A 26,421-nucleotide genomic window follows, 5' to 3' on the forward strand; every position below is an offset into this window, starting at 1 on the left:
CCATGACCCACCTCACCCCCGACACGGAACGGAACGGCGAGCGGCAATACTGGTCGCATGAAGCTCAGCCGCCCGGTCTCCTGGTTCCTGCTCGCGTTCGGGGTGTGGTCCTGGGTCATCTGGGTCACTTTCGTCAAGAACCTGGTCAAGGACAGCAGCGGGCTGGCCTTCGACAACGGTCACCCGACCGCGTACTTCTGGGTGCACCTGCTGCTCGCGGTCGTTTCCTTCGTATTGGGGACGGCCATCGGGGTCATCGGGTTGCGCGGACTGCGCGCACTGCGCCGGACGTCATAGCGGACGGAACCGCTCCCACGTCTGTGAAGACGCTGTGAAACCCGGGGGAAACAACGCCTCGGTAAGTTCTTTCTCCATCTGGTCAGAAAGCCCTTCCCCCAGGCGAAACCCGTGTGATTAGGTGAGCCGCGCCACTAGGGGAGTGGCGAAATCGTGCTGGCCAGGGGTAGGGCCTTTGAAGGGGCCTGGGGAGGGCACCACCATGCGATCTGTTCGCATGCGCGTTCTCGTGACACTGCTTGTGCTCGCGGTCGCGGGAATCGGCGGCTGGCAGCTTCTGCCGTCGCAGGGCAACAAGAACAAGACCATCTCGGTCGGTACGACGGACGCCGTCACGGACCTCGACCCGGCGGGCGCCTACGACGCCGGGTCCTGGGCCCTGTTCAGCAATGTCTTCCAGTCGCTGCTGACGTTCGAGCCGGGCGGCGTCGAGCCGGTCCCGGACGCGGCGAAGAGCTGCGCCTTCGAGGGCAGCGGTCTGCGGACGTACCAGTGCACACTCCGCCCCGGGATCACCTTCCCGAGCGGACGCGCGATGACGGCCGAGGACGTGAAGTACTCGTTCGACCGGGTCAAGAAGATCAACTCCGATGTCGGCCCGGCGTCGCTGTTCTCCACGCTCGCCTCGGTGACCGCCGACAGCGCGACGACCGTCACCTTCCATCTGTCGTCCGCGGACGCCACCTGGCCGCTGAAGGTCGCCACGGGCGCCGGAGCGATCGTGGACAAGGACAAGTACCCGGCCGACTCGCTGCGCACCGACACCGCCGTCGACGGCACCGGCCCGTACACACTCTCGTCGTACACCAAGGACCAGAAGGCCGAACTCCAGCCGAACAGCCGCTACGAGGGCTACCTCAGCGGCTCCGGCCGCCCGATCGAGCTGCGCTACTACGCCGACTCCGCGAAGCTCGACAGCGCCTGGAAGGAGGGGCAGGTCGACGTCGCCACCCGGGAGCTGCCGCCGAGCGTGCTCTCCGCGCTGAACCCGAGCGACCCCAACAAGCGGGTCACCGAGTCCGACAGCGCCGAGACCCGCAACCTGTACCTCAACACGCGCGCCAACTCCCCCTTGCACGACGTGCGGGTGCGCCGCGCGATGGCCTGGCTGGTCAACCGCGAGCAGCTCGCCTCGACGGTCTACGAGGGCACGGTCGACCCGCTGTACTCGCTGATCCCGGCCGGCATCACCGGCCACACCACGTCCTTCTTCGACGACTACCCTGCGCAGAGCGTGCAGAAGGCGCGGGCGCTGCTCACCCAGGCCGGGGTGTCCCTGCCCGTCCGGTTCACCTTCGGCTACGGGAAGAACCGGGGCGTCGGCGAGCAGGAGGCCGCGGCGCTGAAGCAGCAGCTGGAGGCCGGCGGCCTGTTCAAGGTGGACGTCCAGGGGTACGAGTGGACCGACTTCCAAAAGCGTTGGGCCAACGGGAAGATTGACGCGTGGGCGGTCGGCTGGGTGCCCGACTATCCCGACCCGGACACCTTCGGCGCCGCGCTCGTCGGCACCGGCTCCACGATGAGCACCGGGTACAGCAACAAGCTGGTCGACCATCTCATCCTGGACAGCCAGCAGTACGCCGACCGCAGCCGGGCCGCGAGCGACTTCAAGGACATCCAGGCGGACGTCGCCCAAGACGTCCCGCTGATCCCGCTGTGGCAGCGCAAGGAGTACGTGGTCAGCACCGAGGACGTGGGCGGCAGCCAGTACCTGGACGACGGCACGGGCGTCTTCCGCCTGTGGCGGCTCAACTGGATCTGATCAGCCCTCGCCGCTCCTCCTGGTCCTGGGATCCGGCAGCGCCCGGGTCATCCCGGGCAGGAAGTCCGTGAACAGCTCATGGACCTCCAGGACCAGGGGGCGCAGCACACGGAAGCGGGCGAGCGCCACCCCGCGGGCGGTCAGCCGGGCGCCGCGCCGGGCCAGCCGGTAGCTGCGCTCGCGCCCTTCCGTCCGGTCGAAGACCCAGTACAGGACCAGCCCCATCTGGGAGAGCCACATCAACTCCGGGAGGACCTCCCGCAGTTCGGGGGCGACCTTGGACCTGGAACCGGCCAGCACCTCCCGGTGGACGGCGATCGCCTGCTCGCGGGCGGGTGCGCTCTCCGGGGAGAAGGGGCTGAGCGGGCTGTCGGGGTCGGCGGCGTTCTTGAAGAACTGCACGGCGAACTCGTGGTACGGCCGGGCGATGTCGAGCCAGACGGTCAGCACGCCCGCGAGCCGTGCCTCCAGGTCGGTCTCCCGGTCCAGGACCTCGCGGACCGCTCGCTGGTGCTCGGCGGCGATCCGGTCGTAGAAGCCCTGGATCAGGTGTTCCTTGCCCTCGAAGTAGTAGTAGGCGTTGCCGACGGAGACCCCGGCCTCCTTGGCGATGGCCCGCATGGTGGTCTTGTCGTACCCGCGCTCCTGGAACAACCGCATCGCGGTCTCCAGGATCAGCGCGCGGGTCTGCTCGGACTTGCTGCTGGGGGAGCCGGCCGTCTCGGGGCCGTCGTTCTTCGCGGGCACGGTAGAAGAGCCTAACGAGTACGGCAGAAGGGCCGCCTAACCGGTGGCGCGGGCTCCGCCGGAGCAGGAGGGCGGCTCGAAGCTCCAGCCGGTGTCCGGACGGTAGACCCACCCGTCTTGCCGCCGGTAGACCGTCCCACCCCAGTTCCACCCGGGGTCGCGCCGCTGCGCGCCCCGCCACCTCGCCGCCGCCAGCACCGCGCCGCGGGCGAGCCGGGCGCCGGACGGGGTGCTCAGCCGGTGGGCGAGGGGCCGGTGCTCGCGCAGGGCCCACAGGACGACGATCCAGGCACGGGAGCCCCGGTAGACCTGGCCGAAGTCGCCGACGACGGTGACCTCGTCGAGCGTGGCCGCGTGGTCGAGCCCGGGGAAGCGGGCCCGGGCCCGGTCCGAGCCGGCCGGCACCAGGTCCAGCGGCACCAGCTGCGGCTGCCGGCTGAGCCAGTCCCGCAGATGGGTGCACAGCCCGCACTCGGCGTCGTACAGGACGGTGAGCCGGCGGACCGGGACGCCCCCCGTGACGCCCCGGTCCTCAGTGGTGGTCATGGCGGTCAGACCCCGGCCGCCGGGGCGATCCACTCCTGTGGGTCGACCGGCGGCCGCTCCTCGCGCTCCATGATCCCGCGCCGCCGGATCCGGTTGAGCACGTACACATTGCCAAGGTGCATCACACCCAGCACCAGCAGGACCACGCCCAGCTTGGTCGACAGGGCCTCGAAGATGCCGCGGGTGTCGTCGATCGTCTCGTCCCCGCTCAGGTACAGCGCCACGAAGCCGAGGTTGACCAGGTAGAAGCCGACGACCAGGAGGTGGTTGACGGCATCCGCGAGCTTCTCGTTGCCGCGCAGTACGTCGGCCAGGAAGATCCGGCCGTTGTGGCTGAGCGTGCGGGCCACCCAGATGGTCAGCGAGATGCTGACGACCAGGTAGATGACGTAGGCGATGACCGTGCGGTCCATGCCCCCACCCCTTCTTGAACGCGTTCAAAACGCTGACAGGGATGACTGTAGCCCGGTTTTTGAACGTGTTCAACTCAATGGTGCTCAGCTTCTGCGCCCCAGTTCCGGGCGTTTGCTGTAGTCCGTGAACCCGAGGACGTTGCCCCAGGGGTCGGCGATCTCCACTGCCCAGCCGGTGGCCACCGGGAGCACCTCGTCCAGCGGCGCGACGCCGGCGGCGGCCAGCTTCCGCGCCGCCGCTCGCGCGTCCGGCACCTCCAGCCAGATGCGCGGCGCCGGCCAGGGCGGCGACCGGTGCCCCAGGGTCTCCTCGGCGCACAGCAGGATCCCCGGGGTCTCCTTGCCGATCTTCAGCAGGGCGATCCCGCCCTCGTCGAACCGGAACTCGACACCGAACCCGGCCCGCTCGTAGAACCCGACGGCCTCGCCGAGGTCGCCGACGGGGAGCAGCACGTTGTCGAAACCGAGCAGTTCGTACGACTCGTCGTCTGACATGTCGTCACATTAGAACCGTCGAGCGGTGAAATCCGACAAAAACGCCCGAGGGCCCTGCTTCCGAACACTCGGAAGCAGGGCCCTCGGGCAGGCGCCGGGACGATCAGTAGCGGCGCGTGATCAGCGCGCGCTTCACTTCCTGGATCGCCTTGGTGACCTCGATACCGCGCGGGCAGGCGTCCGTGCAGTTGAAGGTCGTACGGCAACGCCACACGCCGTCACGGTCGTTCAGGATCTCCAGGCGCTGCTCGCCCGCCTCGTCACGGCTGTCGAAGATGAAGCGGTGGGCGTTCACGATCGCGGCCGGACCGAAGTACTGGCCGTCGTTCCAGAACACCGGGCAGGACGACGTGCACGCGGCGCAGAGGATGCACTTGGTGGTGTCGTCGAAGCGCTCGCGGTCCTCGGCCGACTGAAGCCGCTCACGGGTCGGCTCGTTCGTGTCCTTGGTGACCAGGAACGGCATGACGTCCCGGTACGCCTGGAAGAACGGCTCCATGTCCACGACCAGGTCCTTCAGGACCGTCAGGCCCTTGATGGGCTCGATCGTGATCGGCTTCTCGGGGTTGATGTCCTTGATCAGCGTCTTGCAGGCAAGGCGGTTCTTGCCGTTGATCCGCATCGCGTCCGAGCCGCAGATGCCGTGCGCGCACGAGCGGCGGAAGGTGAGGGTGCCGTCGATGTCCCACTTGATCTTGTGGAGGCCGTCGAGGACACGCTCCTTCGGGTCGATCTCCAGCTGGAAGTCTTCCCAGGCCGCCTCCGCCGAGACCTCCGGGTTGAACCGGCGGACCCGGAAGGTGACCGTGATGTAGGGGGAGTCGGCGAAACCGGGCTCGGGCTTGCCGGCCGCCTCTTCCTTGTCCAGAACAGGGGTAGCCATCAGTACTTACGCTCCATCGGCTGGTAGCGGGTCTGGACGACCGGCTTGTAGTCGAGACGGACGGTTTCCGAGCCGTCGGCGCCGACCTCGCGGTACGCCATGGTGTGGCGCATGAAGTTGACGTCGTCGCGGTTCGGGTAGTCCTCGCGGTAGTGACCGCCGCGGGACTCCTTGCGGGCCAGCGCCGAGACGGCCATGACCTCGGCCAGGTCCAGCAGGTTGCCCAGCTCGATGGCCTCCAGCAGGTCGGTGTTGAACCGCTTGCCCTTGTCCTGGATCGCCACGTTCTTGTAGCGCTCGCGCAGCTCGGCGATCTTCTCGACCGCCGTCTTGATCGTCTGCTCGGTGCGGAACACCATGACGTTCGCGTCCATGGTCTCCTGCAGCTCACGACGGAGCGTGGCCACCCGCTCGTTGCCGGTGGAGTCCCGCAGCCGCTCGATCTGCTCGACGACCAGGGACTCCGGGTTCTCCGGCAGCTCGACGAAGTCCGCCTTGCCGGCGTACTCGGCGGCGGCGATGCCCGCACGGCGGCCGAAGACGTTGATGTCCAGCAGCGAGTTGGTGCCGAGGCGGTTGGCGCCGTGCACGGAGACACAGGCGACCTCGCCGGCCGCGTACAGGCCCGGGACGACGGTGGTGTTGTCCGCAAGGACCTCACCCTCGACGTTGGTCGGAATGCCGCCCATCGCGTAGTGCGCGGTCGGCTGGATCGGGATCGGGTCCGTGTACGGCTCGATACCGAGGTAGGTGCGCGCGAACTCGGTGATGTCCGGCAGCTTGGCGTCCAGCTGCTCCGGCGGGAGGTGGGTCAGGTCGAGGTAGACGTGGTCGCCCTCGGGACCACAGCCGCGGCCCTCGCGGATCTCCGTGTAGATGGAGCGGGACACGACGTCACGGGACGCCAGGTCCTTCATGACGGGAGCGTACTTCTCCATGAAGCGCTCGCCGTCCTTGTTGCGCAGGATGCCGCCCTCACCGCGGGCGCCCTCCGTGAGCAGGATGCCCATGCGCCAGATGCCGGTCGGGTGGAACTGGAAGAACTCCATGTCCTCCAGCGGCAGACCCCGGCGGTAGACGGCGGCCTGGCCGTCACCGGTGAGGGTGTGCGCGTTGGAGGTCACCTTGAAGAACTTGCCGCAGCCGCCGGAGGCGTAGATGACGGCCTTCGCCTGGAAGACGTGGATCTCACCGGTCGCCAGCTCGTAGGCGACCACACCGGCGGAGCGCTTGACTCCGTCGACCTCGGTGATCAGCTGGTCCAGGACGTAGAACTCGTTGAAGAACTCCACGCCCTCCTTGACGCAGTTCTGGTACAGCGTCTGGAGGATCATGTGGCCGGTGCGGTCCGCCGCGTAGCAGGACCGGCGGACCGGCGCCTCGCCGTGGTTGCGGGAGTGACCGCCGAAGCGGCGCTGGTCGATGGTGCCGTTCGGGGTCCGGTTGAACGGCAGGCCCATCTTCTCCAGGTCGAGGACGGCGTCGATGGCCTCCTTCGCCAGGATCTCGGCGGCGTCCTGGTCGACCAGGTAGTCACCGCCCTTGACCGTGTCGAAGGTGTGCCACTCCCAGTTGTCCTCCTCCACGTTGGCGAGCGCGGCGGCCATACCGCCCTGCGCGGCGCCCGTGTGGGAGCGGGTGGGGTAGAGCTTGGTCAGCACGGCGGTGCGGCTGCGCTTCGTCGCCTCGATGGCGGCGCGCATGCCCGCGCCACCGGCGCCGACGATGACGGTGTCGTACTTGTGGATCTTCATGATTCTCGCAGCCCCGTGCCTAGCGGATGTTCGGGTCGAAGGTGAAGATCACCAGCGTGCCCAGCAGGATGGTCCACACCGTGGCGGTGTACAGCAGGGCCTTCAGCCACATGCGGGACGCAGGCCGCTCGGCGTAGTCGTTGATGACCGTGCGCAGGCCGTTGGCGCCATGCAGCATCGCGAGCCACAGCATCAGCAGGTCCCAGACCTGCCACCAGGGGGACGCCCAGCGGCCGGCCACGAAGGCGAAGCCGATCTTGGAGACACCGCCGTCCAGCACGAGCTGGATCAGCAGGTGGCCGAGGACCAGGACGACCAGCACGATGCCGGACAGGCGCATGAACAGCCAGGCCGCCAGCTCGAAGTTGCCCCGGGTCGACTTCGGGGACTTCTTGGTCCGCTTGCGCGGCGCCTCGATCAGCGGGGCCGGGTTGTCGACGGTGTAGACGGGGGCGCCCTCGACGGGGCCGACGCCGGACGCGGTGGTTTCGGTCGTGGACATCGGCGTCAGCTCCCAAAGAGAACGCGGGCGGCGTGGCCGAGGACCGGGTAGATCGCGCCGACCATCAGGACGACCCAGACACCCATCACGCTCCAGAACATCTGCTTCTGGTAGCGCGGACCCTTCGACCAGAAGTCGACGGCGATGACACGCAGGCCGTTGAGCGCGTGGAAGAGGATGGCGGCGACGAGGCCGTACTCCAGCAGCGCGACGATCGGCGTCTTGTACGTGGCTACGACCTTGTCGTAGTCCTCGGGGGAGACACGCACGAGAGCGGTGTCCAGCACGTGAACGAACAGGAAGAAGAAAATGAGGACGCCGGTGACTCGGTGAGCCACCCAGGACCACATTCCTTCCCGGCCGCGGTACAGCGTTCCAGCCGGCACGGAAGTCCCTCCGGGAGCGGGGATTGGGGCCGCGCCGGCTTCGGTGTCGGGCGGGCCCGGCCGGGTACGGTCCACCGGCCCCCAGCATCGTAGCCATGCGCTGCGCCGTGCTTTACGGGGGGCCTACCTTGTGTGATCAAATTGGCACCGGATGGGGGAGCGGCCCAGCGGCCACTGGGGTGGTATGCCCTCTTATCCGCCGGGTGCGGGTGCCTTGCTGCTGTTCGCGCCCCGCGGCGGAGCCGCTGATGGATGCGGCCCGGCGCCCCTCAGGCAGGTGGCCAGTCTGCCTCTTGCGAGGCGCCGTAGCTCCTCTGCCGCTATCACCCGTTCCTCCTCCGGATCGTTTGTCAAACGTGATCGGATCGCCTCGAGGGTGTGGTCGAGGGTTTCGTCCGGCGGGACATCGCCCAGATAGATGACGAACCCGTGTCCGAATCGGGCCTCGTACGCCGCGTGGGCCGCGCTCAGGGCCATGTGGGCCGCCGAATAGGTGTCCTCGGGCAGCTCCGGGAGCGACTCTCCGGCCAGGGCCGCCGCCAGGTCGGCCGGTGACAGGTCGTACGCCGCCTCGTCCGCCGCGGCCAGGAGGGAGTCCAGGTCGGGGTAGGGGCGGTGGTCCGCGACCCGGTGGGCCCAGGGCAGGCTGCGCAGGCAGTGCAGCAGGAGGGCGCGTGCCTCGTCGGCGGGTGCCGCGTTGAAGGCGTCTAGGGGCTTGGGGAGATACGGGAGACGGTGGGCGGGCAGCGTGGGTCCTCGCGTCACATGTGGCGTGGCAGGGGATGCTGTGAAAGGTGTGTCGTCAGGTTATCGAGAGTGGTCACGGTGTGTCCGTGAGGTGCCTGAAAATTCACTCGGACGGAAGAGTTTCAGAACGTCTCGATGACGGATGGAGTGCGGATAGGTCGTACGTTGGCCGAGTGAGCCAGCACAGGCGCCGCGCTCCGGCGCAGCAGGTGATACGGAAGCGGGCGGTGGTGGCCGCAGCGGTCGTCGGGACCGTCGCGCTCGGCACGGGGATCGGCGTATGGGCGTCGTCGGGCGGGGGCGGCGGGACGTGGCAAGGGGGTGCGGGGCAGTCGTCGTCCGGCCGGGTGTCCGGCGGCGCTTCCAGCGGGGCGGCCACGCCGCCGGCGGGTCCGACGCCCGGCCGGTCCTATCCGCTGTCCCGGGCACCGCTCACGATTCCAGCGGTGCGTTCCCACACCCCGGCGCGCGGGCCCGGCTGGAAGCCGCAGAAGGCGGACCGGGTGGTGGTCAGCGACGGGGAGCTGGCCGACGAGGGGCAGCTGATCGCCGGGGAGCTGGGGCTGACCTACGCCGGGGAGAAGGACGACGTGCGGGCGGGCGACGTCCGGCTGGCGCTCGGTGGCGGGGGCGGGAACCAGGAGTCGTACACCATGACCGTCCGGGAGGGGCGGGTCGACATCAGCGGGCCCGGCGAGGCCGGCGTCTTCTATGGCACCCGGACCCTCAAGCAGGAGGTCCACGGCGGCGGCACTGCCCCGGAGGGGGTCTTACGGGACGAGCCGGCCAAGCCGGTGCGCGGGTTCAACCTGGACATCGCGCGCAAACCGTTCTCCGAGTCCTGGATCGAGGACCGGATCCGGGAGCTGGGGGACCTGAAGTTCAACGAGCTGGGGCTGCACTTCTCCGACGACCAGGCGTTCCGGATCGAGTCCAGCACCCACCCCGAGATCGTCTCCACGGACCATCTGACCAAGGCGCAGGTCAAGCGGATCGTGGAGCTGGCGGACAGCCGGCACATCACCGTCGTGCCCGAACTCGACTCGCCGGGGCATCTGGGCGCCGTCCTCGCCGCCCACCCCGACCTGAAGCTGCGCAACGCGAGCGGAGTCGTCACCAAGGGCGCGATCGACATCTCCAAGCCCGCCTCAGCGAAGCTCGTGGACGATCTGCTGAACGAGTACGCGGGGCTGTTCACCGGCGACCAGTGGCATCTCGGCGGCGACGAGTACCAGGCGCTGACCGTGAAGAGTCCGCAGACCTCATATCCGCAGCTCGCGGCCGCCGCCCGGCAGACGTACGGCTCCGGCGGCACGGTCGCCGACCTCGCCACCGGCTGGCTGAACGACCGCGCCGGCACCGTCCGCGCCCACGGCAGGACCGTGCGGGCCTGGAACGACGGCTTCTACCGCGGTACGTCCGTGCAGGCGGCCAAAGACCTGCAGGTCGCCTACTGGACCGGCAAGGAGTTCGGCGCCCGGCCGCCCGTGGAGTATCTGAGCGCGGGCCGGGAGGTCATCAACCACAACGACGAGTTCCTCTACTACGTCCTCGGCCAGCCGCAGACCTTCGTATACCCGACCGGACGGCGGATCTACGAACAGTGGAACCCACGGGTGCTGCGCGGCACGACGGCCGTACCGGCGCGCTACGACGGCCAGATCCTCGGCGGGGCGTTCGCGGTCTGGGGCGACTTCCCGAACGCGCAGACCGAGGCCCAGGTCGCGGCCGGCATCCGCCTGCCCCTGCGGGCCGCCGCCCAGAAGCTGTGGGACCCGGGCAGGCCCGCGCTGTCCTGGACGGGCTTCCAGGCTCTGGCGAACCGGCTGGGCTGACGGAACCGGACTGATCGCGAAGGGGTGGACGCACTACGCCGTCCGGTCGTATGTTCCGGTGCTCATGTGTGCGGCCGGGGGAAGGCCGCGCGTAGGCCGCATCGTCATCCCGGGGGGACCTCTTCATGACATCACCCATGCCCGCACCACCGTTCGTGCCCGGCGCCGTGCTTCGCAAGCCCGTGGCGCTCGGCCGGGCCACCGCCGTTCTGCTCGGGCTCGTCATCGCCACCGACCTGTTCGCCTGCTACGCGGACCTGCTGGAGCTGAACGTCGCCGGTGACGTCGCCGCCGGCGCCAGGGGCGCCGGCGTGCTGAACCGGGCCTTTCACGCCGACGCCGTCTACCGCTGGGCCGGCTTCACCCATGCGTGGACGATGCTCGCGACAGCCGTCGTCTACCTGTGCTGGCTGTGGCGGGTGCGGGTCAACGCCGAGGTGTTCGACGCGTCAGCGCACAGCCTGGGGCGCGGCTGGACGATCGGCGGCTGGTTCTGCCCGGTCGTCCAGCTGTGGTTCCCGCGCCGGATCGTCCTGAACGCCTGGGACGCCAGCGTGCCCTGGGGCGAGCGGGCCCGGCACAGGGCGGTCAACGCCTGGTGGACGCTGTGGATCATCAGCGTTCTCACCGGACGGCTCGCGTCCCTCAGCTGGAGCCACGCCCACACGGCGAGGCTGCTGCGGAACGCCGCCGGGCAGATGCTGTTCTCCGACGCGGTCGACATCGCGGCCGCCGTCCTCGCGATCGTGGTGGTCGTCCGCCTGACCGGGATGCAGGATCGCAAGGCCCTCGCGGGTCCGGTGCCGGTCCCGGTTTTTGGCTGAAAATCTCTGGCTGTGACACTCCCGCGCCGTACCACGCAGTAAAGGGAAGTGCGGGCTCCGTAACGGTCGGCGCCCCGGCGAGGGAGACATTTCATGAGCCTGGTGGAACGGATCGCACAGGCCGACGAACGGGGACTGGCCGCCAGCGGACTGGCTTGTTTGGATCGGTGCCTGCCGCTGCTCGGCGCCGACGACGAGCTGCTGCGGCCCCTGTGGGCGAGCCTTGCCGACGGCTCCGACTGGGGCGCGAGCCTGGAGAAGGCGCGGGCGGCGCTCGGTACCGGGCAGCCGGACGACGAGGCCGCGCTGCTCGTCCGCCGCATGCTCGACGCGGCCCCGGCCGAGCGCACCGCCGACGCCGTACGGCCCTGGGCCGACGCCTGCTCGGTCGCCTCGCTGCGCATCCACCGGCTGCTGGACCCGGCGGCGGACGGTACGCCGGCCGCCGAGGGGCTCGACGCCGGGCGGGCGGGGGACACGGCGGACCTGCCGCCGCTGGTCGCGGCGGAGCTGCGGCGGCAGACGGCGGTGCTGGACGTTCTGGCCGAGCACGGTCCGCAGGGCCTGCGGCGCGCCCTGGACCTGTCGATCGAGGGACGGCGGGTCCTGCGCGCGGTGGTGTCGCGGCGGGCGCGCAGCGGGGCATGAGAGGCAGCGGTCAAACCCCCGTGCGTGGACGGGTCCTGTGGCAATGCTGCGGTGGACGTGGGGTAGTCCTGCGACGGTTGGCGAAACGTTGCGGAATACGGTGACGGTCGCCCCGTCCGCGTCGCTCTTCCCTATGTGACAGCCCAGTACATGACAGCACAGCAGGAGACCAGGCCACAGGCCGCGGCGAAGCCCGTCCGGTGGGCCGCGGACGCCGTGGCGACCATGCGCGAGGGTGCCCGGGTGCGCCTCGACTACTCGGCGCAGAGCCTGTGGCGGGTGGACCGGATGATCGAGGAGATACGGCGCGAGGGACCGCCGTACGCCGCCGTCGAGAGCGTGCTGCGCGGCTTCGGCGCCTACGCCGGTGAGGTGATCGTCCGGCAGAGCGGCGCCGAGTGGTGGACGACCGGCGGCGACCATTGGGTGCGCACCCCCGACGGCCGGCTCTGGGACCCCATCGACGAGGCCCGGCAGGTCTACGGCGGCAACGGCTCGCTGCGCCTGCTCTGCCGGGACGCGACCGGCTCCCGCTGACCGGCCGGGGCCCACGCGTTGGCCCCGGCCGGAGACGTCACGGCGTCGGATTCGCGCCCGGGCAGCTGTGACACATCTGTGTGCCTGTGCGCTGATCACCGTGGGACATGGAGCACGTGCGGCCGTGTCGCACGCGGATTCGGTACGCGCGGGCACGGGCCCCGGGCTGGTACGGACGAGGACGGTTCTTGGGCCAGGGAGGGGAACCCCGGCGCCCGCAGCCGCGGGACGGGGAACTGGGTGCGGCCGTCGCGCGCGCCCAGGACGGCGACGAGACCGCCTTCGCGGTGGCCTACCGGATCGTGCAGCCCGGACTGCTCGGCTATCTGCGGGGCCTGGTCGGCGAGGAGGCCGAGGACGTGGCGTCCGAGGCCTGGCTGGAGATCGCCCGCGACCTGGGCCGGTTCAAGGGCGACGGCGCCGGCTTCCGCGGCTGGACCGCGACCATCGCCCGGCACCGCGCCCTGGACCATCTGCGCCGCCGGCGGGTACGGCCCCAGGCCGCGCCGCTGGAACAGCACGCGCTGGAGCTGCCCGGCCGGCTCGACACCCACGCCCAGGCCCTGGAGTCGCTGTCCACCGCACGGGCGCTGGAACTGGTGCACAGCCTGCCGCGCGACCAGGCCGAGGCCGTACTGCTCCGGGTGGTCGTCGGTCTCGACGGCCCCGCCGCGGCACGCGTCCTCGGCAAGCGCCCCGGCGCCGTCCGCACGGCCGCGCACCGCGGGCTGAAACGTCTCGCCCGGCAGCTGGGCGCCCCGGACCCGGCGGACCGGCGGTGTGACGGACGGCGGCACCCGGACGCTGGGTGAGTCGAAGTGAACGGCGCCGGCCGAGAGCCGTATGAATACGCGAGCGCCGACGGTTCCGGAGCCGGTGCGAGGCCCGGGAGGCGGCATGTCTCCGGCGCACCGGACGAGGACGGGAACGGTCATGGGTGAACGGCACAGCGGCGACGGTCCCCTCGGTCGCCGGCGCGCGCACCCCGGCGGCACCCTTTCCGCACCGGATCACGCCCACGCGGACCAGGCCGGCAGGGACCGCGCGGACTCCGGATTCGAGGCGCGGCTCGGCGCCGTCCTGCGCGCCCACGGCGTCGACGCCGAGGCCGAGCGCCGGGCCGTCGCCGCCTACCTCGCCGCCCGCACGACGCAGGCCGCCCGTGCCCACACCCGCACCCGGCGCCGGGACGACTGGCGGCCCGCCGCGCCGAGGCCTGCGCGGGCGTCGCTGAAGGCCACGCTCTCGGTGGTGCTCGCGAGCCTCACGCTCGGCGGTGTCGCCTTCGCGGCCATCGGCGTCGCCGGATCAGGCGGCCACCCCGGCACCTCGCGGCCGGCCCACCCGTCCACGGCCATCCCGAACGGGCCGACCGCTCCCGGCACGTCCGCCGGGACCGCCGGCGCGGGATCCGGTGCCCCGTCCACGCGCCCGCACCATCCGGCCACCGCCCGGGACACCGTGGCGCACTGCCGTACCTACGAGCGGGCCGGGAGCCGGGGCGGCGCCCTGGACTCGACCGCCTGGCAGCGGCTCGTCGAGGCGGCGGGCGGCGGGAACAAGGTCGCGGCCTACTGCGCCGCCCAAGTGGCGTCCGCCCAGGGGAAGAAGGCCCACAAGAGCGGCAATCCCCCCGAGAAGGGGCAAAGCGCCAGCAGGGGCAACAACGTCGGAATCGGCGGCGATTCGGACCGCAAGGCCTCCGAGAAGAAGTAATCCTCGTCACCCGGACGTACCGCGAAAGGCGAACGGCCGGGGCCGCCACCCCCCACAGGAGAGGCCCCGGCCGTCGCGCGGTCGGGCCGCGTGCGGCCCGTACCCTCTACAGCGCCGTGCGTGCTGTTTCTGTCACACCCGGCCACCGCCGACCCTCACCCTGCGCACATCCGCACTCGGTCACGAGTTAGTTGCATCTTCTACGGACATGGACGGGGAACGGTTTGACGCCGTAACGTGCCTTTCGCGCCGACCGGGAAACAGGCGTAAGGGAGTCAGGTGCTGGGGGACGACGCGGAGCTGACCGCCGCGGTGCGATCGGCGCAGGACGGTGACGAGACCGCGTTCCGTACTGTGTACCGCGCGGTGCATCCACGGCTGCTCGGATACGTACGCACGCTGGTCGGCGATCCGGACGCCGAGGACGTGGCGTCCGAGGCCTGGCTGCAGATCGCCCGCGACCTCGACCGGTTCAGCGGGGACGCCGACCGCTTCCGCGGCTGGGCCGCCCGCATAGCCCGCAACCGCGCCCTGGACCACATACGCATGCGCGGCCGCCGCCCCGCCATAGGCGGCGACGAGACGGAACTCACCGGCCGGGCCGCCGAGTCCGACACGGCCGGCGAGGCCATCGAGGCCCTGACCACCGACAGCACCCTCTCCCTCATCGCACGGCTGCCGCAGGACCAGGCCGAGGCGGTCGTCCTGCGCGTCGTGGTCGGCCTCGACGCCAAGAGCGCCGCCGAGACCCTCGGCAAACGCGCCGGTGCCGTACGCACCGCCGCGCACCGCGGCCTGAAGCGGCTCGCTGAACTGCTCGGCGAGGATCCGGAATCGGCGGGCGTGCTCGACGCTCTCCCGGCCCAGCGAGAACCGCGCGGTCGCGCGGTGTCGTCCGCAACTGTGACGGATACGCGTGCGCGGACGCAGAAGGACATGTGATGGCCGACGAGCAGTACAAGTGGCTGAACCGTGAGACGGCGGAACGCCTGCTGCGCGGTGAGTCGCTTCAAGCCGTCGACGCCTCCGCCCGTGACCGGGCCGAACGCCTGTCCCGGGCGCTCGGCGCACTGACCTCGCAGACGGACCCCGCCACCGGCGAACTCCCTGGTGAGCAGGCCGCTTTGGCCGCGTTCCGCAAGGCCCGCGAGGCCGCCGGCACCGAACGCGCCGGCGCCGACGGCGCCTTGGGACTGCCCGTGCCCGGCGCCGACGCGGGCCTGGTCCGCATCGGCGCCCCGGACCGTACCGGAATCCCCGTCCGCCGCACCCGCTGGGCCCGCCCGGTGCGGCTGGCGCTCGCCGCGGTGGTGGCCGTGGGCACGGTCGGCGGGGTCGCCGTGGCCGCCGGGACCGGGATGCTGCCCAGGTTCGGGCCCGAACGCCCCGGCCCGGGCACCTCCGTCTCCGCCGGCCCGAACTCCGGAACGCCGCAGGCCTCGGTCCCGCAGGGCACCCCCGGTGCGTCGGTGGGGACCGGCGTGCCGAGCGGCAGCGCGGGCGCGCACCCCGGCGGGGCCTCCGGCGAGGCCATGGGACCGGACGACCGCAAGGACAAGAGCACCGCTCCGGGCACCGGCGACACCTCCGGCACCCCCGGCGGCCGGTGGAAGGACGCGGCCTCGGCCTGCCGGGACATCCGGGACGGCAAGGAACTGACCGCCGGCCGCCGGCGCGCCCTGGAGGACCTGGCCGGCGGCAGCGCCCGGGTGAGCCGGTACTGCAAGGTCGTCCTCGCCACCACCGACTCGGCCGCCGGCGCGACGAGCGGCGGCGAGGGCGACGAGAACGGCAACAAGGGCAAGGGCAACGGAAACGGCCAGGGCGGCGACGAGGAAGGCAACCCCGGCCAGGGCGGCGACGGTCACGGTGCGGGCGGCCACCCCGGCAACGGCGGCAGCGAGGGCAACGGCGGCGGCGGCAAGGGCTGGCACGGCGACGCAGCCGCGCCCGCTCCCACGGCCCTCGCTCCGCCCCACCCCGCCCGGACGACCGGCACCACACCGGTCCCGGCGCCGAGCCCGACGTACCACACGCTCTGACCGGCAGGCCCGTCGGCGCGGCCCGCGCCCTCTGGCCCCCTCCTGCCCATCTGACCTGCGGTTTCTTGGGTCGCAAAAAATTCTTCGCGCGGGGTGTGACGTTTTCGGAGCCCGGTACGCAGTACTGAGTGAGCCGACTGGTCATCGGCCGTCGCACTGAGCCGGGGTTCCCCCCGTACCCACGGCTCGTGCACCTGGCGCGGGCGGGACACGTTCCCCCGGTCCCGCCCGCGCCCCGCAATCCCCCGTCACCAGTGGACGACGACCTTGTCGCCCACCCGCACCTGAGCGAACAGCTCCTGGATCGCGGCCTCGTCCCGGACGTTCACGCATCCGTGCGAAGCTCCCGCGTACCCGCGCGCCGCGAAGTCGTACGAGTAGTGCACGGCCTCGCCGCCGCTGAAGAACATCGCGTACGGCATCGGCGAGTGGTAGAGCGTCGACACCCAGTCCCGCGCCTTCCAGTAGACGTGGAAGACACCCTCCCGGGTCGGCGTGTACTGCGCCCCGAACCGCACCGCCGTCGTCGACAGCGTCCGCCCGCCGACCATCCAGCGCAGCGTCCGCGTCGTCTTGTCGATGCACAGCACGCGTCCGGTCATACAGCGCGGGTCGGGCGCGCCGGCCGGCTGACCGCCCATCAGGAACAGCTCCCATGTGCCGGGCGTGTGGGTCATCCGCACCAGTCGCTGCCAGGTGACGGTGTCCGTCCGCCCGGTCCGCGGCAGCCCGCGCTTGCCCTGGAAGCCCCGCACGGCCCGCTCGGTCAGATCGTCGTACGACCCCGTCGGCCCGTCGAACAGCCAGTCCAGCTGGCGCAGCCGGGCCTGCAGCTCCCGAACGCCCGCCCCGCTGTCGCCGCGCGCGTACAGCACCCGGGGAGCGGGCACCGCCGGCTGCTCCGTCCGGGTGGGATGCGCCGGACCACTTCCCGGGCTCTGTGCCGGACTCCGACCACCGGTCGGGACGTGCACCGGTGCCCGGGCCTTGCCGTCGGCGGTCGTGGGCTGGGCGGTGCAGCCGCACAGGGCGGCGAGGGCGGCGGCCGAGGCGAGCAGGGCGGCGGGTCTTCCCGGGATCCTCATGCCGGAGATGCTTCCCAGCGTGACCGCCGCCGAACGACGGGGCATGGTGAGGGGTGACAGGACGCACCCCGGAGGCATCCATGACGCATGAGTCGGAGTCGGGACTGCCCATCGAGCCGGTCTACGGCCCGCAGGACCTACAGGGCTGGAACCCGGCCGGGAAACTGGGCGAACCGGGCACGTACCCCTTCACCCGCGGGGTCTACCCGACCATGTACACCGGCCGCCCCTGGACCATGCGCCAGTACGCCGGCTTCGGCACAGCCGCCGAATCGAACGCCCGCTACCGGCAGCTGATCGCCCACGGCACCACGGGCCTGTCGGTCGCCTTCGACCTGCCCACCCAGATGGGCCACGACTCCGACGCGCCCCTCGCGCACGGCGAGGTCGGCAAGGTGGGCGTGGCCATCGACTCGATCGAGGACATGCGGCTGCTGTTCGACGGCATCCCGCTCGACCAGGTGTCGACCTCCATGACGATCAACGCCCCGGCCGCCCTCCTGCTGCTCCTCTACCAGCTGGTGGCGGAGGAGCAGGGGGCGCACCCCGACCAGCTGACGGGCACGATCCAGAACGACGTGCTGAAGGAGTACATCGCGCGGGGGACGTACATCTTCCCGCCGAAGCCCTCCCTGCGCCTGACGGCCGACATCTTCAAGTACTGCACCGCCGAGATCCCGAAGTGGAACACGATCTCGATCTCCGGGTACCACATGGCCGAGGCGGGCGCGTCGCCCGTCCAGGAGATCGCCTTCACCCTGGCGGACGGCATCGAGTACGTCCGTACGGCGGTGGCGGCGGGCATGTCCGTCGACGACTTCGCGCCCCGCCTGTCCTTCTTCTTCGTGGCCCGTACGACGCTGCTGGAGGAGGTGGCCAAGTTCCGCGCCGCCCGCAGGATCTGGGCCAGGGTGATGCGGGAGGAGTTCGGCGCCCGGAATCCGAAGTCCCTGATGCTCCGCTTCCACACCCAGACGGCGGGCGTACAGCTGACGGCCCAGCAGCCGGAGGTGAACCTGGTCCGGGTCGCGGTACAGGCCCTGGCCGCGGTGCTGGGCGGCACCCAGTCCCTGCACACCAACTCCTTCGACGAGGCGATCGCCCTGCCGACCGACAAGTCCGCCCGTCTGGCCCTGCGCACCCAGCAGGTGCTGGCCCACGAGACGGACGTGACGGCGACGGTGGATCCCTTCGCGGGAGCGTACGCGGTGGAGCGGATGACGGACGACGTGGAGGAGGCGGCCGTCGAGCTGATGCGGCGGGTCGAGGACCTGGGCGGGGCGGTCGCGGCGATCGAGCGGGGCTTCCAGAAGGCCGAGATCGAGCGGAACGCGTACCGGATCGCCCAGGAGACGGACTCCGGGGAGCGGGTGGTCGTCGGGGTGAACCGCTTCCAACTGGACGAGGAGGAGCCGTACCAGCCCCTCCGGGTGGACCCGGCCATCGAGGCCCGGCAGGCGGAACGCCTGGAGAAGCTCCGGGCCCAGCGGGATCAGCGGGCGGTGGACTCGGCGCTGGACGCACTGCGGATGGCGGCGGAGGGGGAGGGCAACGTCCTGTACCCGATGAAGGAGGCGCTGCGGGGGCGGGCGACCGTGGGGGAGGTGTGCAACGCGCTGCGGGGGGTTTGGGGGGCATATGAGCCCTCGGAAGTGTTCTGACCCACCCCGGACCGGACTGTCGTACCCCCGTGCGACACTCCTTTCCATGTTCGGTGTCATCGACCTTCCCACCTATCTGGCAGGACTCGTCCTGATCGTCCTGCTGCCCGGGCCCAACTCCCTCTACGTCCTCTCCGTGGCCGCCCGGCGCGGCGTGCGGGCCGGCTACACCGCAGCCGCCGGTGTGTGGTGCGGGGACACCGTGCTGATGACGCTCTCCGCCGCAGGAGTCGCCTCCCTGCTCAAGGCCAACGCCCTGCTCTTCGGGATCGTGAAGTACGCCGGTGCCGGATATCTGACCTGGCTGGCGATCGGCATGCTGCGGGCCGCCTGGCAGATGTGGCGGACGCGCAGAGAGAAGGCCGTGGCGGAGGAGGCCCCGTCCGGCACCGGATATGAGCGGCCGTTCCGGCGGGCGCTCGTCGTCAGTCTCTTCAATCCCAAGGCGATCCTGTTCTTCGTCGCCTTCTTCGTGCAGTTCGTCGACCCGGACTACGCCTATCCGGCCCTGTCCTTCGTCGTCCTCGGCGCGTTCGCGCAGTTGGCCAGCTTCCTCTATCTCAGCGCGCTGATATTCAGCGGCACGCGTCTCGCCGCCGCGTTCCGGCGCCGCAAGCGGCTGTCGGCGACGGCCACTTCGGTGGCGGGCGCGCTGTTCCTCGGGTTCGCGGTGAAACTGACGCTGGCCAGCGCCTGAGCCGTCGACCGTCAGCGGGTGGCCGCGGCCCGTTCGATCATGCCCAGCATGACGGGCGCGGGGATCGCCGGGTTGCGGGCGGCTTCGTCGTCGGAGTGCCTCACCCCGCCGCGAAGGCCCCCGTCCGCGCCCCGTACGCGTCCAGGCCCTCCGTCGTCCTGCCCGCCCAGCCCACATAGCCGTCCGGGCGGATCAGGAAGACGCCCGGGCCGTAGGACTCCGGTGCCGTCGGGAGTGTGCGCACGCCGGTGACCGGGCTGCGCGCGCCCAGCAGCGTCCAGTGCGGGCCCCGGAACACGTCGAAGAGGCGGGCGCCGGACACCGTGCTGTCCGGGGCGCGGTCGCCCGCCCGCACGCCGGTCGGGTCGGTCCGTGTCTCCACGCTCAGGGACGACTCCCGGTAGCCCAGCCCCAGTTGCACCGTCGCCTTTCCGCGTCGTACCTCGCCGCGGTGCACGCCCGTCGACAGGGTCACCATGGCCGCCGCGTTCGCCCGGCGCTCCTCCTCGTAGGTGTCCAGCAACGCCTCCGGCGCCCCGCCGCGCAGGACCGCGCCGAGCTTCCAGCCCAGGTTGTAGGCGTCCTGGACGCTGGTGTTCAGGCCCTGGCCGCCGGCCGGGGAGTGGACGTGGGCGGCGTCGCCGGCGAGGAAGACCCGGCCCATCCGGAAGCGGTCCGCGAGGGCGGCGCGGGGGCGGAAGTCGGAAGACCAGCGCAGGCCCGTGACGTCCTCGGCGGAGAGGTGCGTGTACGCGGCCACCAGCTTGCAGATGCCATCGAGGGTCAGGTCGGGTTCCGTGCCCTCCGGCAGGCGCGCCTGCAGCTGGAAGTCGTCCGTGCCGGCCAGCGGGCACAGGCCGAGGGCGGTGCCGTCGTCCTTGGGGAAGGTGTGCCACTGGTCCCGGCCCAGGCCCGTCAGCCGTACGTCCGCCACCAGGAAAGGAGCCGGGTCGACCGTCTCCCCGGTCATGCCCACGCCCACCGCGCGCCGGACCACCGAGCGTCCGCCGTCGGCCGCGACGACGTACCCCGCGCGTGCGGTCCTGCCGTCGGCGAACCGCACGGTCACGCCCTCGGCGTCCTGCTCCAGGCCGGTCACCTCGCGCCCGAAGTCCACCCGGCCGCCCCACTCCAGCAGGCGCCCGTACAGGATCTCCTGCGTCCGCCACTGCGCGACCATCCACGGCTCGGCGTACGGCGTGCCCGCGTCCGTCTCGATCCGCTCGAACATCGGCAGCTCGCCGACCCGCTCGCCGTCCTTCCAGATCATCCGCGTCGGGTAGGGGCCGCCCGCCGCTCGGATCGCGTCCAGTACGCCCAGGTCGTCGAAGACCTCCAGGGTGCGCGGCTGGAGCCCCTTGCCGCGCGAGCCGGGGAACAGTCCCTCCGCCCGCTCCACGACCAGCGCGTCCACACCGCGCCGGGCGAGGTCGATGCCGAGCGTCAGACCCGTCGGACCCGCCCCCACGATCAGAACATCCATCACAAATCCCCTTAACGCCGTTAAGTGCCGTCGCCCATGAGGGTGCCCTTAACGCTGTTAAGCTGTCAAGTGTGAACCCCGAGAAACGCGCCCCGCTGGATCGCCGACGCGTCGCCGACACCGCGCTGCGGCTGCTGAACGAGGTGGGCCTGGACGGCCTGACCCTGCGCGCCATCGCCAAGGAACTGGACGTCAAGGCGCCCGCGCTGTACTGGCACTTCAAGGACAAACAGGCGCTGCTGGACGAGATGGCGACGGAGATGTACCGGCGGATGGTCGCCGGCACCGCGCTCGATCCCGCCGACAGCTGGCAGGAGCGGCTGCTGAAGGCGGGGCGCGGACTGCGGACCGCGCTGCTCGGCTACCGCGACGGTGCCAAGGTGTTCAGCGGTTCCCGCTTCACGGGCACGGACCACGCGCCCCAGCTCGAAGCCAACCTGCGGCTGCTGACGGAAGCCGGATTCACCCTCGCCCAGGCGGTCCACGCGGGCCGCACGGTGAACGCGTACACCATCGGTTTCGTCACCGAGGAGCAGGGCGTGCAGCCCCTCCCGGGCGAGCGCCGGGAGGGGTACGACGTCGAGGAACGCGCCCGGCGGATGGCCGAGTACCCGCTCGCCGCCGAGGCCGGGAAGCTGCTCTTCGACGGTTACGACGAGCAGTTCGAGGAGGGACTGGCGCTCGTGATCGCGGGTGTCGGGGCGCGGTACGGGATCGGCTGAGCCGTCACCTCCGGGCGGCGCGGGCTTTGCGGATCGCCCGCGTGACCACCGGCGGCAGCAGGTCGACGGCGATCCGGCGGACCCGGCTCGCGCCGCGGCGGGGGACGGGCCGGACCGGAGCCGGAGCCGGAGCCGGTGCGGGTGCCGGTGCCGGTGTCGGTGCCGGGGTCTCCTGCGGCACCGGCTGCGGCTGCGCCGCCTTCGCGTGCTTGGAGGCCGGGAACTCCGGCGCCCGCATGTGCTTGGACTTCAGCCGGACGATCCGGTGCCCGGCGGCCTCCTGGACGCTCAGGTGGCAGTCGGACCGCTCCCGCGCCATGGCCAGCAGCTCCTCCTGGACCGGCTCCGGGTCGCCCCAGGTGCCGTACAGCTTCTGGGTGCTCAGGCAGATGGGCCGCAGGCCACGGTTGAGCACGGCCTCCCAGGTGGCGATGGAGACTCCGGGGGTGTGCTCGGAGCGGAAGTCGTCCAGGACGACGATCCCGTCCGGGAGCAGCAGGTCGCGGGCGGCTCCGATGTCGCCGTGCACATGCTCGTACAGATGGGAGGCGTCGATGTGCACGAACCGGCAGGAGCCCGGTTCGACCTCGCCGGGCACGATCGAGCTGGGGCCCTGCAGCACGCGGGGCAGCTCGTCGTGGAAGGAGAGGTAGTTGTCCTCGAACACGCTCCGGGTCAGCGCGCTGTACGACTTCGTGGACTCGGCCTGGTTGGCGTCGTCCGGGGCGTCGCCCTCGAAGAGGTCGCAGACCGTGTACCGCTCGCCCGGTTGCTGGTGCCGTCCGATGAAGATCGCGCTCTTCCCCATGTAGACCCCGACTTCGAGCAGATCACCCCGCATGTCCGCGGTTTCCTGCCGGTTCAGGAACCAGTCGAAGAGCAACTGGTCGAGCACCGGGAACCAGCCGGGGACGTCGTCGAGACGCTCGGGCTGTCGCGTCGTTTCCTGGATGGTGGCCATGCGGGGTGGGCGCTCCCTCGGTACGGCGTCTGTGGGATCCCTGCGAAAAGCCTGTGCGGCCTGGGGGTGGCAAGGGCTCTACGGTGCCTGCCCGAGGGGCTGGTTCAAAACCCAAGACGAGGTGAACGGCTGCCCAACTTCCGCCCCTTCAGTGCCCCCTTCAGCCGCGGGCCGAACGGCCTCTCCACGAACCGGTGGATCAGCCAGGCGAGCAGCAGCATGCAGACCACCGTCACCCCGAGCGTCGGCCACGCGGGCAGGCCGAGCCCCCGGTGCAGCACCCGGATGACGAACCAGCCGAGGTGTTCGTGGACCAGGTAGAACGGGTACGTCAGCGCGCCGGCCGTGACCAGCCAGGGCCAGGAGGCCCAGCGCGTCCAGCCCAACGCCACGGCGGCGACGGCCGCGAAGGCGACGGTGACGATCAGGATGACCACGTAGGGGTCACGGTGCGGGTGCGGGCCCCACAGGCCACGGGTGGCCTCGCTCTGGGCGAGCAGCCAGGACATCGCGACGATGCCCCACGCGAGCAGGTCACTGCCGAAGCGGTGTATCAGGTACAGTGCCAGACCGCCTGTGAAGAACGGGGCGTACTCGGGCATGACGACCTGGTTCAACAGCTCGTTGCCGGACGAGTGGCACAGCACGGCCGCCACGGTCCACCCGCACGCGAACAGCACCACCCGGCGGTAGGTCACCCCGCGCAGGACGACCAACAGCGCGAACAGCACGTAGAAACGCACCTCGACCCAGAGTGTCCAGCACACGCCCAGCACCCGCGTCGCGCCCATCGGCTGCTGGAGCATCGTCACATTGACGAGGAACTCGTCCAGACGGACCGGGTGGACGACGACCGGCAGGGCCAGGGACGCACCCGTGACCAGGACCAGGGCCACCCAGTACGCGGGGTACAGGCGGGAGACCCGGGAGCGGAAGAAGTCACCGAGGGTGCGGCCCCAACTGCTCATGCAGATCACGAAACCGCTGATGACGAAGAAGAGCTCGACGCCGAAATTGCCGTAGACGGCCGCCCGGGACAGCCCAGGGAAGAGGTGGGCCGGACTCCCGTGCCAGGACGCGGAGACCGTGCCGCCGCGGCCGGTGTAGTGGTAGAGGCAGACCATCAGCGCGGCGACGAGCCGCAGACCGTCCAGGGCGAGCAGACGGCTCCGGGGCCTGGAGGCAGGTGCCGTTCCGGCGGCGGGAGGAGCGGGAACGGCGTTCAGGGCGGGGGATGAAGCAGCCATGGTGTGGGGCGCCTTACCAGGGTCTCGGCGCCTCACACCCACGACCGGGCTGTTCGGCACACTGTTCGTCAACTGGTCGGTGAGGGTTCACTCGGTGGTGTCAGCGGCGTACCGAATTGCGCAGACTGCGCGCCTTCTTCGCCATCCGGCGGACCGTCGGGTTGCGCGGGATGAACGCCAACTGGGAGGGCACCCCACCGGGCAGGGCCAGCGAGGACAGACGCCGGCGCTTGAAGTAGCGCACGGTGCGCTGGTTCAGGTTCCGCGCCAGCCAGGCCTCGGCCTCCGGGCGCAGACTCGGGTAGATCTTCGGCTGCATCGCGAAGCCCACCGCGCGGATCAGCGCGCCGAGCGCCTCCACGTCCATGCCGGCCCGCTGCTCGGTCACCGCGGCGCGGTTGCCGAGCTCGGGCAGCAGCGCGTCCACGATGGTCACCGGGACGCGGTTGCTGTTCTCGTACGGCGCCAGCTGCTCCAGCAGCACCTCGGTGCCGATCCGGGCGACCGGCAGGCCGTACAGGGCCTGCGCCGTGAGCAGGGCGGTGGAGAAGCAGCCGACGACCAGCGCGGGACGCATCCGCTGGTACAGCACCTCCGCGAGGACCGGGGTGTCGAGCACGGTCAGCTCGACCTTCAGCCGCTCCGCCTCCTGCTCCAGCAGGCGGGTGAAGCGGGCCGGGGCGGACGGGTGCGGCTTGAACACGACCTTGGTGTGCCCGAGGGCGGCCGCGCCCTTCAGCATCCGCACATGCAGCTTCTCCTCCTGCTCGGCGGTGAGGATGTCCAGCGCCGACAGATACTGGCCGAGCAGCAGCGCGGGCTCCTCGATCTCCGGCAACTCGGCGCCGGAGGGCGCGAGTTCGGCGAGTACCTTGGTGAAGGCGGCCGTCTGCAGCACCTCGCCGGGCACGCCGAACTCGGTCAGCAGCAGCGGCTTCAGGCCCGGCACCAGGTCCAGGTGGAGCACCCGGTCCACACGGGTGCCGGCCAGCGGGTCGATCTTGTTGCGGGTGGGGCCGTAGCTCATCAGGCCGTCGGCGTAGACCGTCACCGGGGCGCCGTTGAAGATCTGCGCGAGCGCCAGGGAGGGATTGACCTGGATCGACTCGACCGCCAGCGCCACGTCGTCGTCGCCGAGTCGCCACTCGTGCCGCAGGAAGCGTTCCCACAGCGGCATGTCGTCCGTGCGGGGCGCCCAGCCGCCCGGGTGGAACGGGAAGATGGTCTCGTTGTACGAGATCACCTCGTCGAACCGGTCGCGCAGCTTCTCGAAACCGGGCGCCTCGTCCAGCGCGGGCGTGGTCTCGGGCGTGGCCGCGTTGTTGCAGACCAGCAGGATCCGCCGGTCGGCCGGGCCGAAGCAGCCGGAGTCCAGGGCGGCGGCGAGCGTGGCCGTGCCGTAGAGCGTCGACGCCTGGAAGATCTGGGTGGTCACGCGGCGGCCCCCGCGGAGGCGGGACGGCGGCGCAGCCGGCGCAGCTTGGTGGCGCGCTGGAGGTCCATGGAGTCCAGCGCCTCGTCCAGCACGTCCTGCGGCATGCGCCGCAGGGCCGCGGCACTCATGGATTTCAGTTTCTTCGCCACCGCGGGCTCGAACCTTTCGATGGATCCCAGATGATGGGAAATGATGGCGCAATAGGTGCGGACGGCCTTCGGCAGCAGCTGATCGGCGTCCCGGTCCCCGGCCGTTTCCGTGATGACCTGATCGAACGCGCGAATGAAATCGAGCTGCCGGACATCGCCGATCTGGGTGAGCGAGGAGGCGACGCCACGCCGGTAGAACACCCCGAGCATGCTCACCGCCGCGAAGGATTCCGCCTCCCGGTGCAGCTTCCAGATCCATGGCCGGTCCTCGGCCGTGCGCAGTCCGTCGGTGAAGTGCAGCAGCCCTTTGTCCACCAGTCGGCGGTGATAGACGCCCGCCCACGCGTACGCGTAGTCGACGGACGTGGACCGGTCGGTGGGCAGGATCGCCTCCCGCGGGTCCATCACCACGTTCCGCCGGCCGACCGGCACCCGGTTCACCGTGCGCGAGCGCGCCGTGCACTGCACATGGTCGGTGCGGATGAAGTCGCAGCCGAGCTCCTCCATGGCCGCGACCAGCTGCGGGAAGTAGCCGGGGGCGAGCCAGTCGTCGCCGTCCAGGAAGGTCAGGTACTCGCCGCGCGCCCGGTCGATACCGGTGTTGCGGGCGGTCGCCAGCCCTCCGTTCTGCTCGTGCCGGACGTAGACCGCTCCGGGCAGCTCGCGCTCCGCGCGCGCGAGAATCTCTGGTGTCCCGTCGCGCGAACAGTCGTCGACGAGAATGAATTCGAAGTCCTCACGCGCGTTCGCCTTCAGGCTCCTGAGCGTGTCGGGCGCGTATTGCTGCACGTTGTAGAACGGCACGATGACGGAGAGCTTGACCACGGCTTGAACGTTAGGACGAAGC

28 protein-coding genes are annotated in these 26,421 nt (G+C 70.9%); 13 read left to right on the forward strand and 15 right to left on the reverse strand.

The genetic code is table 11. From position 1 onward, the window contains the following. The first annotated feature begins 57 nt into the window (after positions 1-57). Together ACFYOH_RS01720 and ACFYOH_RS01725 are read left to right on the forward strand one after the other, a co-directional pair. The gene (locus tag ACFYOH_RS01720) at positions 58-297 is read left to right on the forward strand and encodes an SCO4848 family membrane protein (RefSeq protein ID WP_388619897.1); all 240 of its coding nucleotides are present in this window, start codon (positions 58-60) and stop codon (positions 295-297) included. Between the two features lie 202 nt (positions 298-499). After that, positions 500-2,059, forward strand: a complete 1,560-nt coding sequence (locus ACFYOH_RS01725; RefSeq protein WP_388619900.1) for an ABC transporter substrate-binding protein — start codon at positions 500-502, stop codon at positions 2,057-2,059. Here the strand turns inward: ACFYOH_RS01725 and ACFYOH_RS01730 are convergent, their stop codons facing one another. The 9 genes from ACFYOH_RS01730 to ACFYOH_RS01770 all read right to left on the reverse strand — a co-directional run bounded on the left by ACFYOH_RS01730 (position 2,060) and on the right by ACFYOH_RS01770 (position 8,550). Then, entirely contained in the window at positions 2,060-2,806 is a 747-nt protein-coding gene (locus ACFYOH_RS01730) for a TetR/AcrR family transcriptional regulator (protein WP_388619902.1), read from the reverse strand. 36 nt (positions 2,807-2,842) lie between these two features. Continuing rightward, on the reverse strand, positions 2,843-3,352 hold the full coding sequence (locus ACFYOH_RS01735; RefSeq protein WP_388619905.1) for a thiol-disulfide oxidoreductase DCC family protein: 510 nt from the start codon (positions 3,350-3,352) through the stop codon (positions 2,843-2,845). Positions 3,353-3,357: 5 nt separating this feature from the next. Then, positions 3,358-3,765, reverse strand: a complete 408-nt coding sequence (locus ACFYOH_RS01740; protein WP_388619907.1) for a hypothetical protein — start codon at positions 3,763-3,765, stop codon at positions 3,358-3,360. An 84-nt stretch (positions 3,766-3,849) separates the two neighbouring features. Further along, the gene (locus tag ACFYOH_RS01745) at positions 3,850-4,260 is read right to left on the reverse strand and encodes a VOC family protein (RefSeq protein WP_388619909.1); all 411 of its coding nucleotides are present in this window, start codon (positions 4,258-4,260) and stop codon (positions 3,850-3,852) included. 103 nt (positions 4,261-4,363) lie between these two features. Beyond that, a complete protein-coding gene (locus tag ACFYOH_RS01750) occupies positions 4,364-5,143 on the reverse strand; it encodes a succinate dehydrogenase iron-sulfur subunit (RefSeq protein WP_388619912.1) in 780 nt (259 codons plus the stop codon). Then, entirely contained in the window at positions 5,143-6,897 is a 1,755-nt protein-coding gene (gene sdhA, locus ACFYOH_RS01755; RefSeq protein WP_388619915.1) for a succinate dehydrogenase flavoprotein subunit, read from the reverse strand. Before sdhA ends, ACFYOH_RS01750 begins: the two co-directional genes overlap by 1 nt. A 19-nt stretch (positions 6,898-6,916) precedes the next feature. Next, a complete protein-coding gene (locus tag ACFYOH_RS01760; protein ID WP_388619917.1) occupies positions 6,917-7,399 on the reverse strand; it encodes a succinate dehydrogenase hydrophobic membrane anchor subunit in 483 nt (160 codons plus the stop codon). A 5-nt stretch (positions 7,400-7,404) separates the two neighbouring features. Next, positions 7,405-7,785 (reverse strand): succinate dehydrogenase, cytochrome b556 subunit, encoded by a 381-nt coding sequence (gene sdhC, locus ACFYOH_RS01765; RefSeq protein WP_275883871.1) that lies wholly within the window; start codon positions 7,783-7,785, stop codon positions 7,405-7,407. 192 nt (positions 7,786-7,977) lie between these two features. Next, entirely contained in the window at positions 7,978-8,550 is a 573-nt protein-coding gene (locus tag ACFYOH_RS01770; protein WP_388619920.1) for a 2-oxo-4-hydroxy-4-carboxy-5-ureidoimidazoline decarboxylase, read from the reverse strand. A 155-nt stretch (positions 8,551-8,705) separates the two neighbouring features. Here ACFYOH_RS01770 and ACFYOH_RS01775 point away from each other — a divergent pair, with 155 nt between their 5' ends. From ACFYOH_RS01775 to ACFYOH_RS01810, 8 genes are all read left to right on the forward strand, one after another. Next, entirely contained in the window at positions 8,706-10,367 is a 1,662-nt protein-coding gene (locus ACFYOH_RS01775) for a glycoside hydrolase family 20 protein (RefSeq protein WP_388619922.1), read from the forward strand. A gap of 137 nt (positions 10,368-10,504) precedes the next feature. Then, on the forward strand, positions 10,505-11,191 hold the full coding sequence (locus ACFYOH_RS01780; protein WP_388619925.1) for a DUF4328 domain-containing protein: 687 nt from the start codon (positions 10,505-10,507) through the stop codon (positions 11,189-11,191). 93 nt (positions 11,192-11,284) lie between these two features. Then, complete coding sequence (locus ACFYOH_RS01785; protein WP_388619927.1) at positions 11,285-11,839, forward strand: hypothetical protein; 555 nt, start codon at positions 11,285-11,287, stop codon at positions 11,837-11,839. 150 nt (positions 11,840-11,989) lie between these two features. Then, entirely contained in the window at positions 11,990-12,376 is a 387-nt protein-coding gene (locus tag ACFYOH_RS01790) for a hypothetical protein (protein WP_388619929.1), read from the forward strand. 188 nt (positions 12,377-12,564) lie between these two features. Next, positions 12,565-13,188: an RNA polymerase sigma factor gene (locus ACFYOH_RS01795; RefSeq protein WP_388619932.1), complete on the forward strand. Its 624-nt coding sequence runs from the start codon at positions 12,565-12,567 to the stop codon at positions 13,186-13,188. Positions 13,189-13,309: 121 nt separating this feature from the next. Continuing rightward, entirely contained in the window at positions 13,310-14,092 is a 783-nt protein-coding gene (locus ACFYOH_RS01800) for a hypothetical protein (RefSeq protein ID WP_388619935.1), read from the forward strand. Positions 14,093-14,371: 279 nt separating this feature from the next. Next, complete coding sequence (locus ACFYOH_RS01805) at positions 14,372-15,034, forward strand: RNA polymerase sigma factor (protein WP_388619938.1); 663 nt, start codon at positions 14,372-14,374, stop codon at positions 15,032-15,034. After that, positions 15,034-16,134 (forward strand): hypothetical protein, encoded by a 1,101-nt coding sequence (locus ACFYOH_RS01810; RefSeq protein ID WP_388619941.1) that lies wholly within the window; start codon positions 15,034-15,036, stop codon positions 16,132-16,134. The genes ACFYOH_RS01805 and ACFYOH_RS01810 overlap by 1 nt, the downstream gene beginning before the upstream one ends. A 248-nt stretch (positions 16,135-16,382) precedes the next feature. On the opposite strand, the gene ACFYOH_RS01815 is transcribed toward ACFYOH_RS01810, so the two are convergent. After that, on the reverse strand, positions 16,383-17,219 hold the full coding sequence (locus tag ACFYOH_RS01815; RefSeq protein WP_388619944.1) for a L,D-transpeptidase family protein: 837 nt from the start codon (positions 17,217-17,219) through the stop codon (positions 16,383-16,385). A gap of 80 nt (positions 17,220-17,299) precedes the next feature. On the opposite strand from ACFYOH_RS01815, the gene ACFYOH_RS01820 reads away from it, so the two are divergent. Both ACFYOH_RS01820 and leuE read left to right on the forward strand, forming a co-directional pair. After that, a complete protein-coding gene (locus tag ACFYOH_RS01820) occupies positions 17,300-18,880 on the forward strand; it encodes a methylmalonyl-CoA mutase (RefSeq protein ID WP_388619948.1) in 1,581 nt (526 codons plus the stop codon). Positions 18,881-18,926: 46 nt separating this feature from the next. Next, complete coding sequence (gene leuE / locus ACFYOH_RS01825; protein WP_388619950.1) at positions 18,927-19,577, forward strand: leucine efflux protein LeuE; 651 nt, start codon at positions 18,927-18,929, stop codon at positions 19,575-19,577. Positions 19,578-19,677: 100 nt separating this feature from the next. Here the strand turns inward: leuE and ACFYOH_RS01830 are convergent, their stop codons facing one another. Further along, positions 19,678-21,060, reverse strand: coding sequence for an FAD-dependent monooxygenase (locus tag ACFYOH_RS01830; protein WP_388619953.1), 1,383 nt, complete (start codon positions 21,058-21,060; stop codon positions 19,678-19,680). A 71-nt stretch (positions 21,061-21,131) separates the two neighbouring features. Here ACFYOH_RS01830 and ACFYOH_RS01835 point away from each other — a divergent pair, with 71 nt between their 5' ends. Then, positions 21,132-21,782, forward strand: a complete 651-nt coding sequence (locus tag ACFYOH_RS01835; protein ID WP_388619956.1) for a TetR/AcrR family transcriptional regulator C-terminal domain-containing protein — start codon at positions 21,132-21,134, stop codon at positions 21,780-21,782. A 4-nt stretch (positions 21,783-21,786) separates the two neighbouring features. Here ACFYOH_RS01835 and ACFYOH_RS01840 read toward each other — a convergent pair whose 3' ends face one another. The 4 genes from ACFYOH_RS01840 to ACFYOH_RS01855 all read right to left on the reverse strand — a co-directional run bounded on the left by ACFYOH_RS01840 (position 21,787) and on the right by ACFYOH_RS01855 (position 26,399). Then, the gene (locus ACFYOH_RS01840; protein WP_388619959.1) at positions 21,787-22,743 is read right to left on the reverse strand and encodes a class I SAM-dependent methyltransferase; all 957 of its coding nucleotides are present in this window, start codon (positions 22,741-22,743) and stop codon (positions 21,787-21,789) included. 104 nt (positions 22,744-22,847) lie between these two features. After that, positions 22,848-23,990, reverse strand: a complete 1,143-nt coding sequence (locus ACFYOH_RS01845; protein ID WP_388619962.1) for an acyltransferase family protein — start codon at positions 23,988-23,990, stop codon at positions 22,848-22,850. A gap of 100 nt (positions 23,991-24,090) precedes the next feature. Then, positions 24,091-25,425, reverse strand: a complete 1,335-nt coding sequence (locus tag ACFYOH_RS01850) for an alpha-2,8-polysialyltransferase family protein (protein WP_388619965.1) — start codon at positions 25,423-25,425, stop codon at positions 24,091-24,093. Further along, positions 25,422-26,399, reverse strand: a complete 978-nt coding sequence (locus tag ACFYOH_RS01855) for a glycosyltransferase family 2 protein (RefSeq protein WP_388619968.1) — start codon at positions 26,397-26,399, stop codon at positions 25,422-25,424. The genes ACFYOH_RS01850 and ACFYOH_RS01855 overlap by 4 nt, the downstream gene beginning before the upstream one ends. Positions 26,400-26,421 lie beyond the last annotated feature (22 nt).

It is taken from the genome of Streptomyces sp. NPDC007856, assembly GCF_042868225.1.
Taxonomy (GTDB): domain Bacteria; phylum Actinomycetota; class Actinomycetes; order Streptomycetales; family Streptomycetaceae; genus Streptomyces.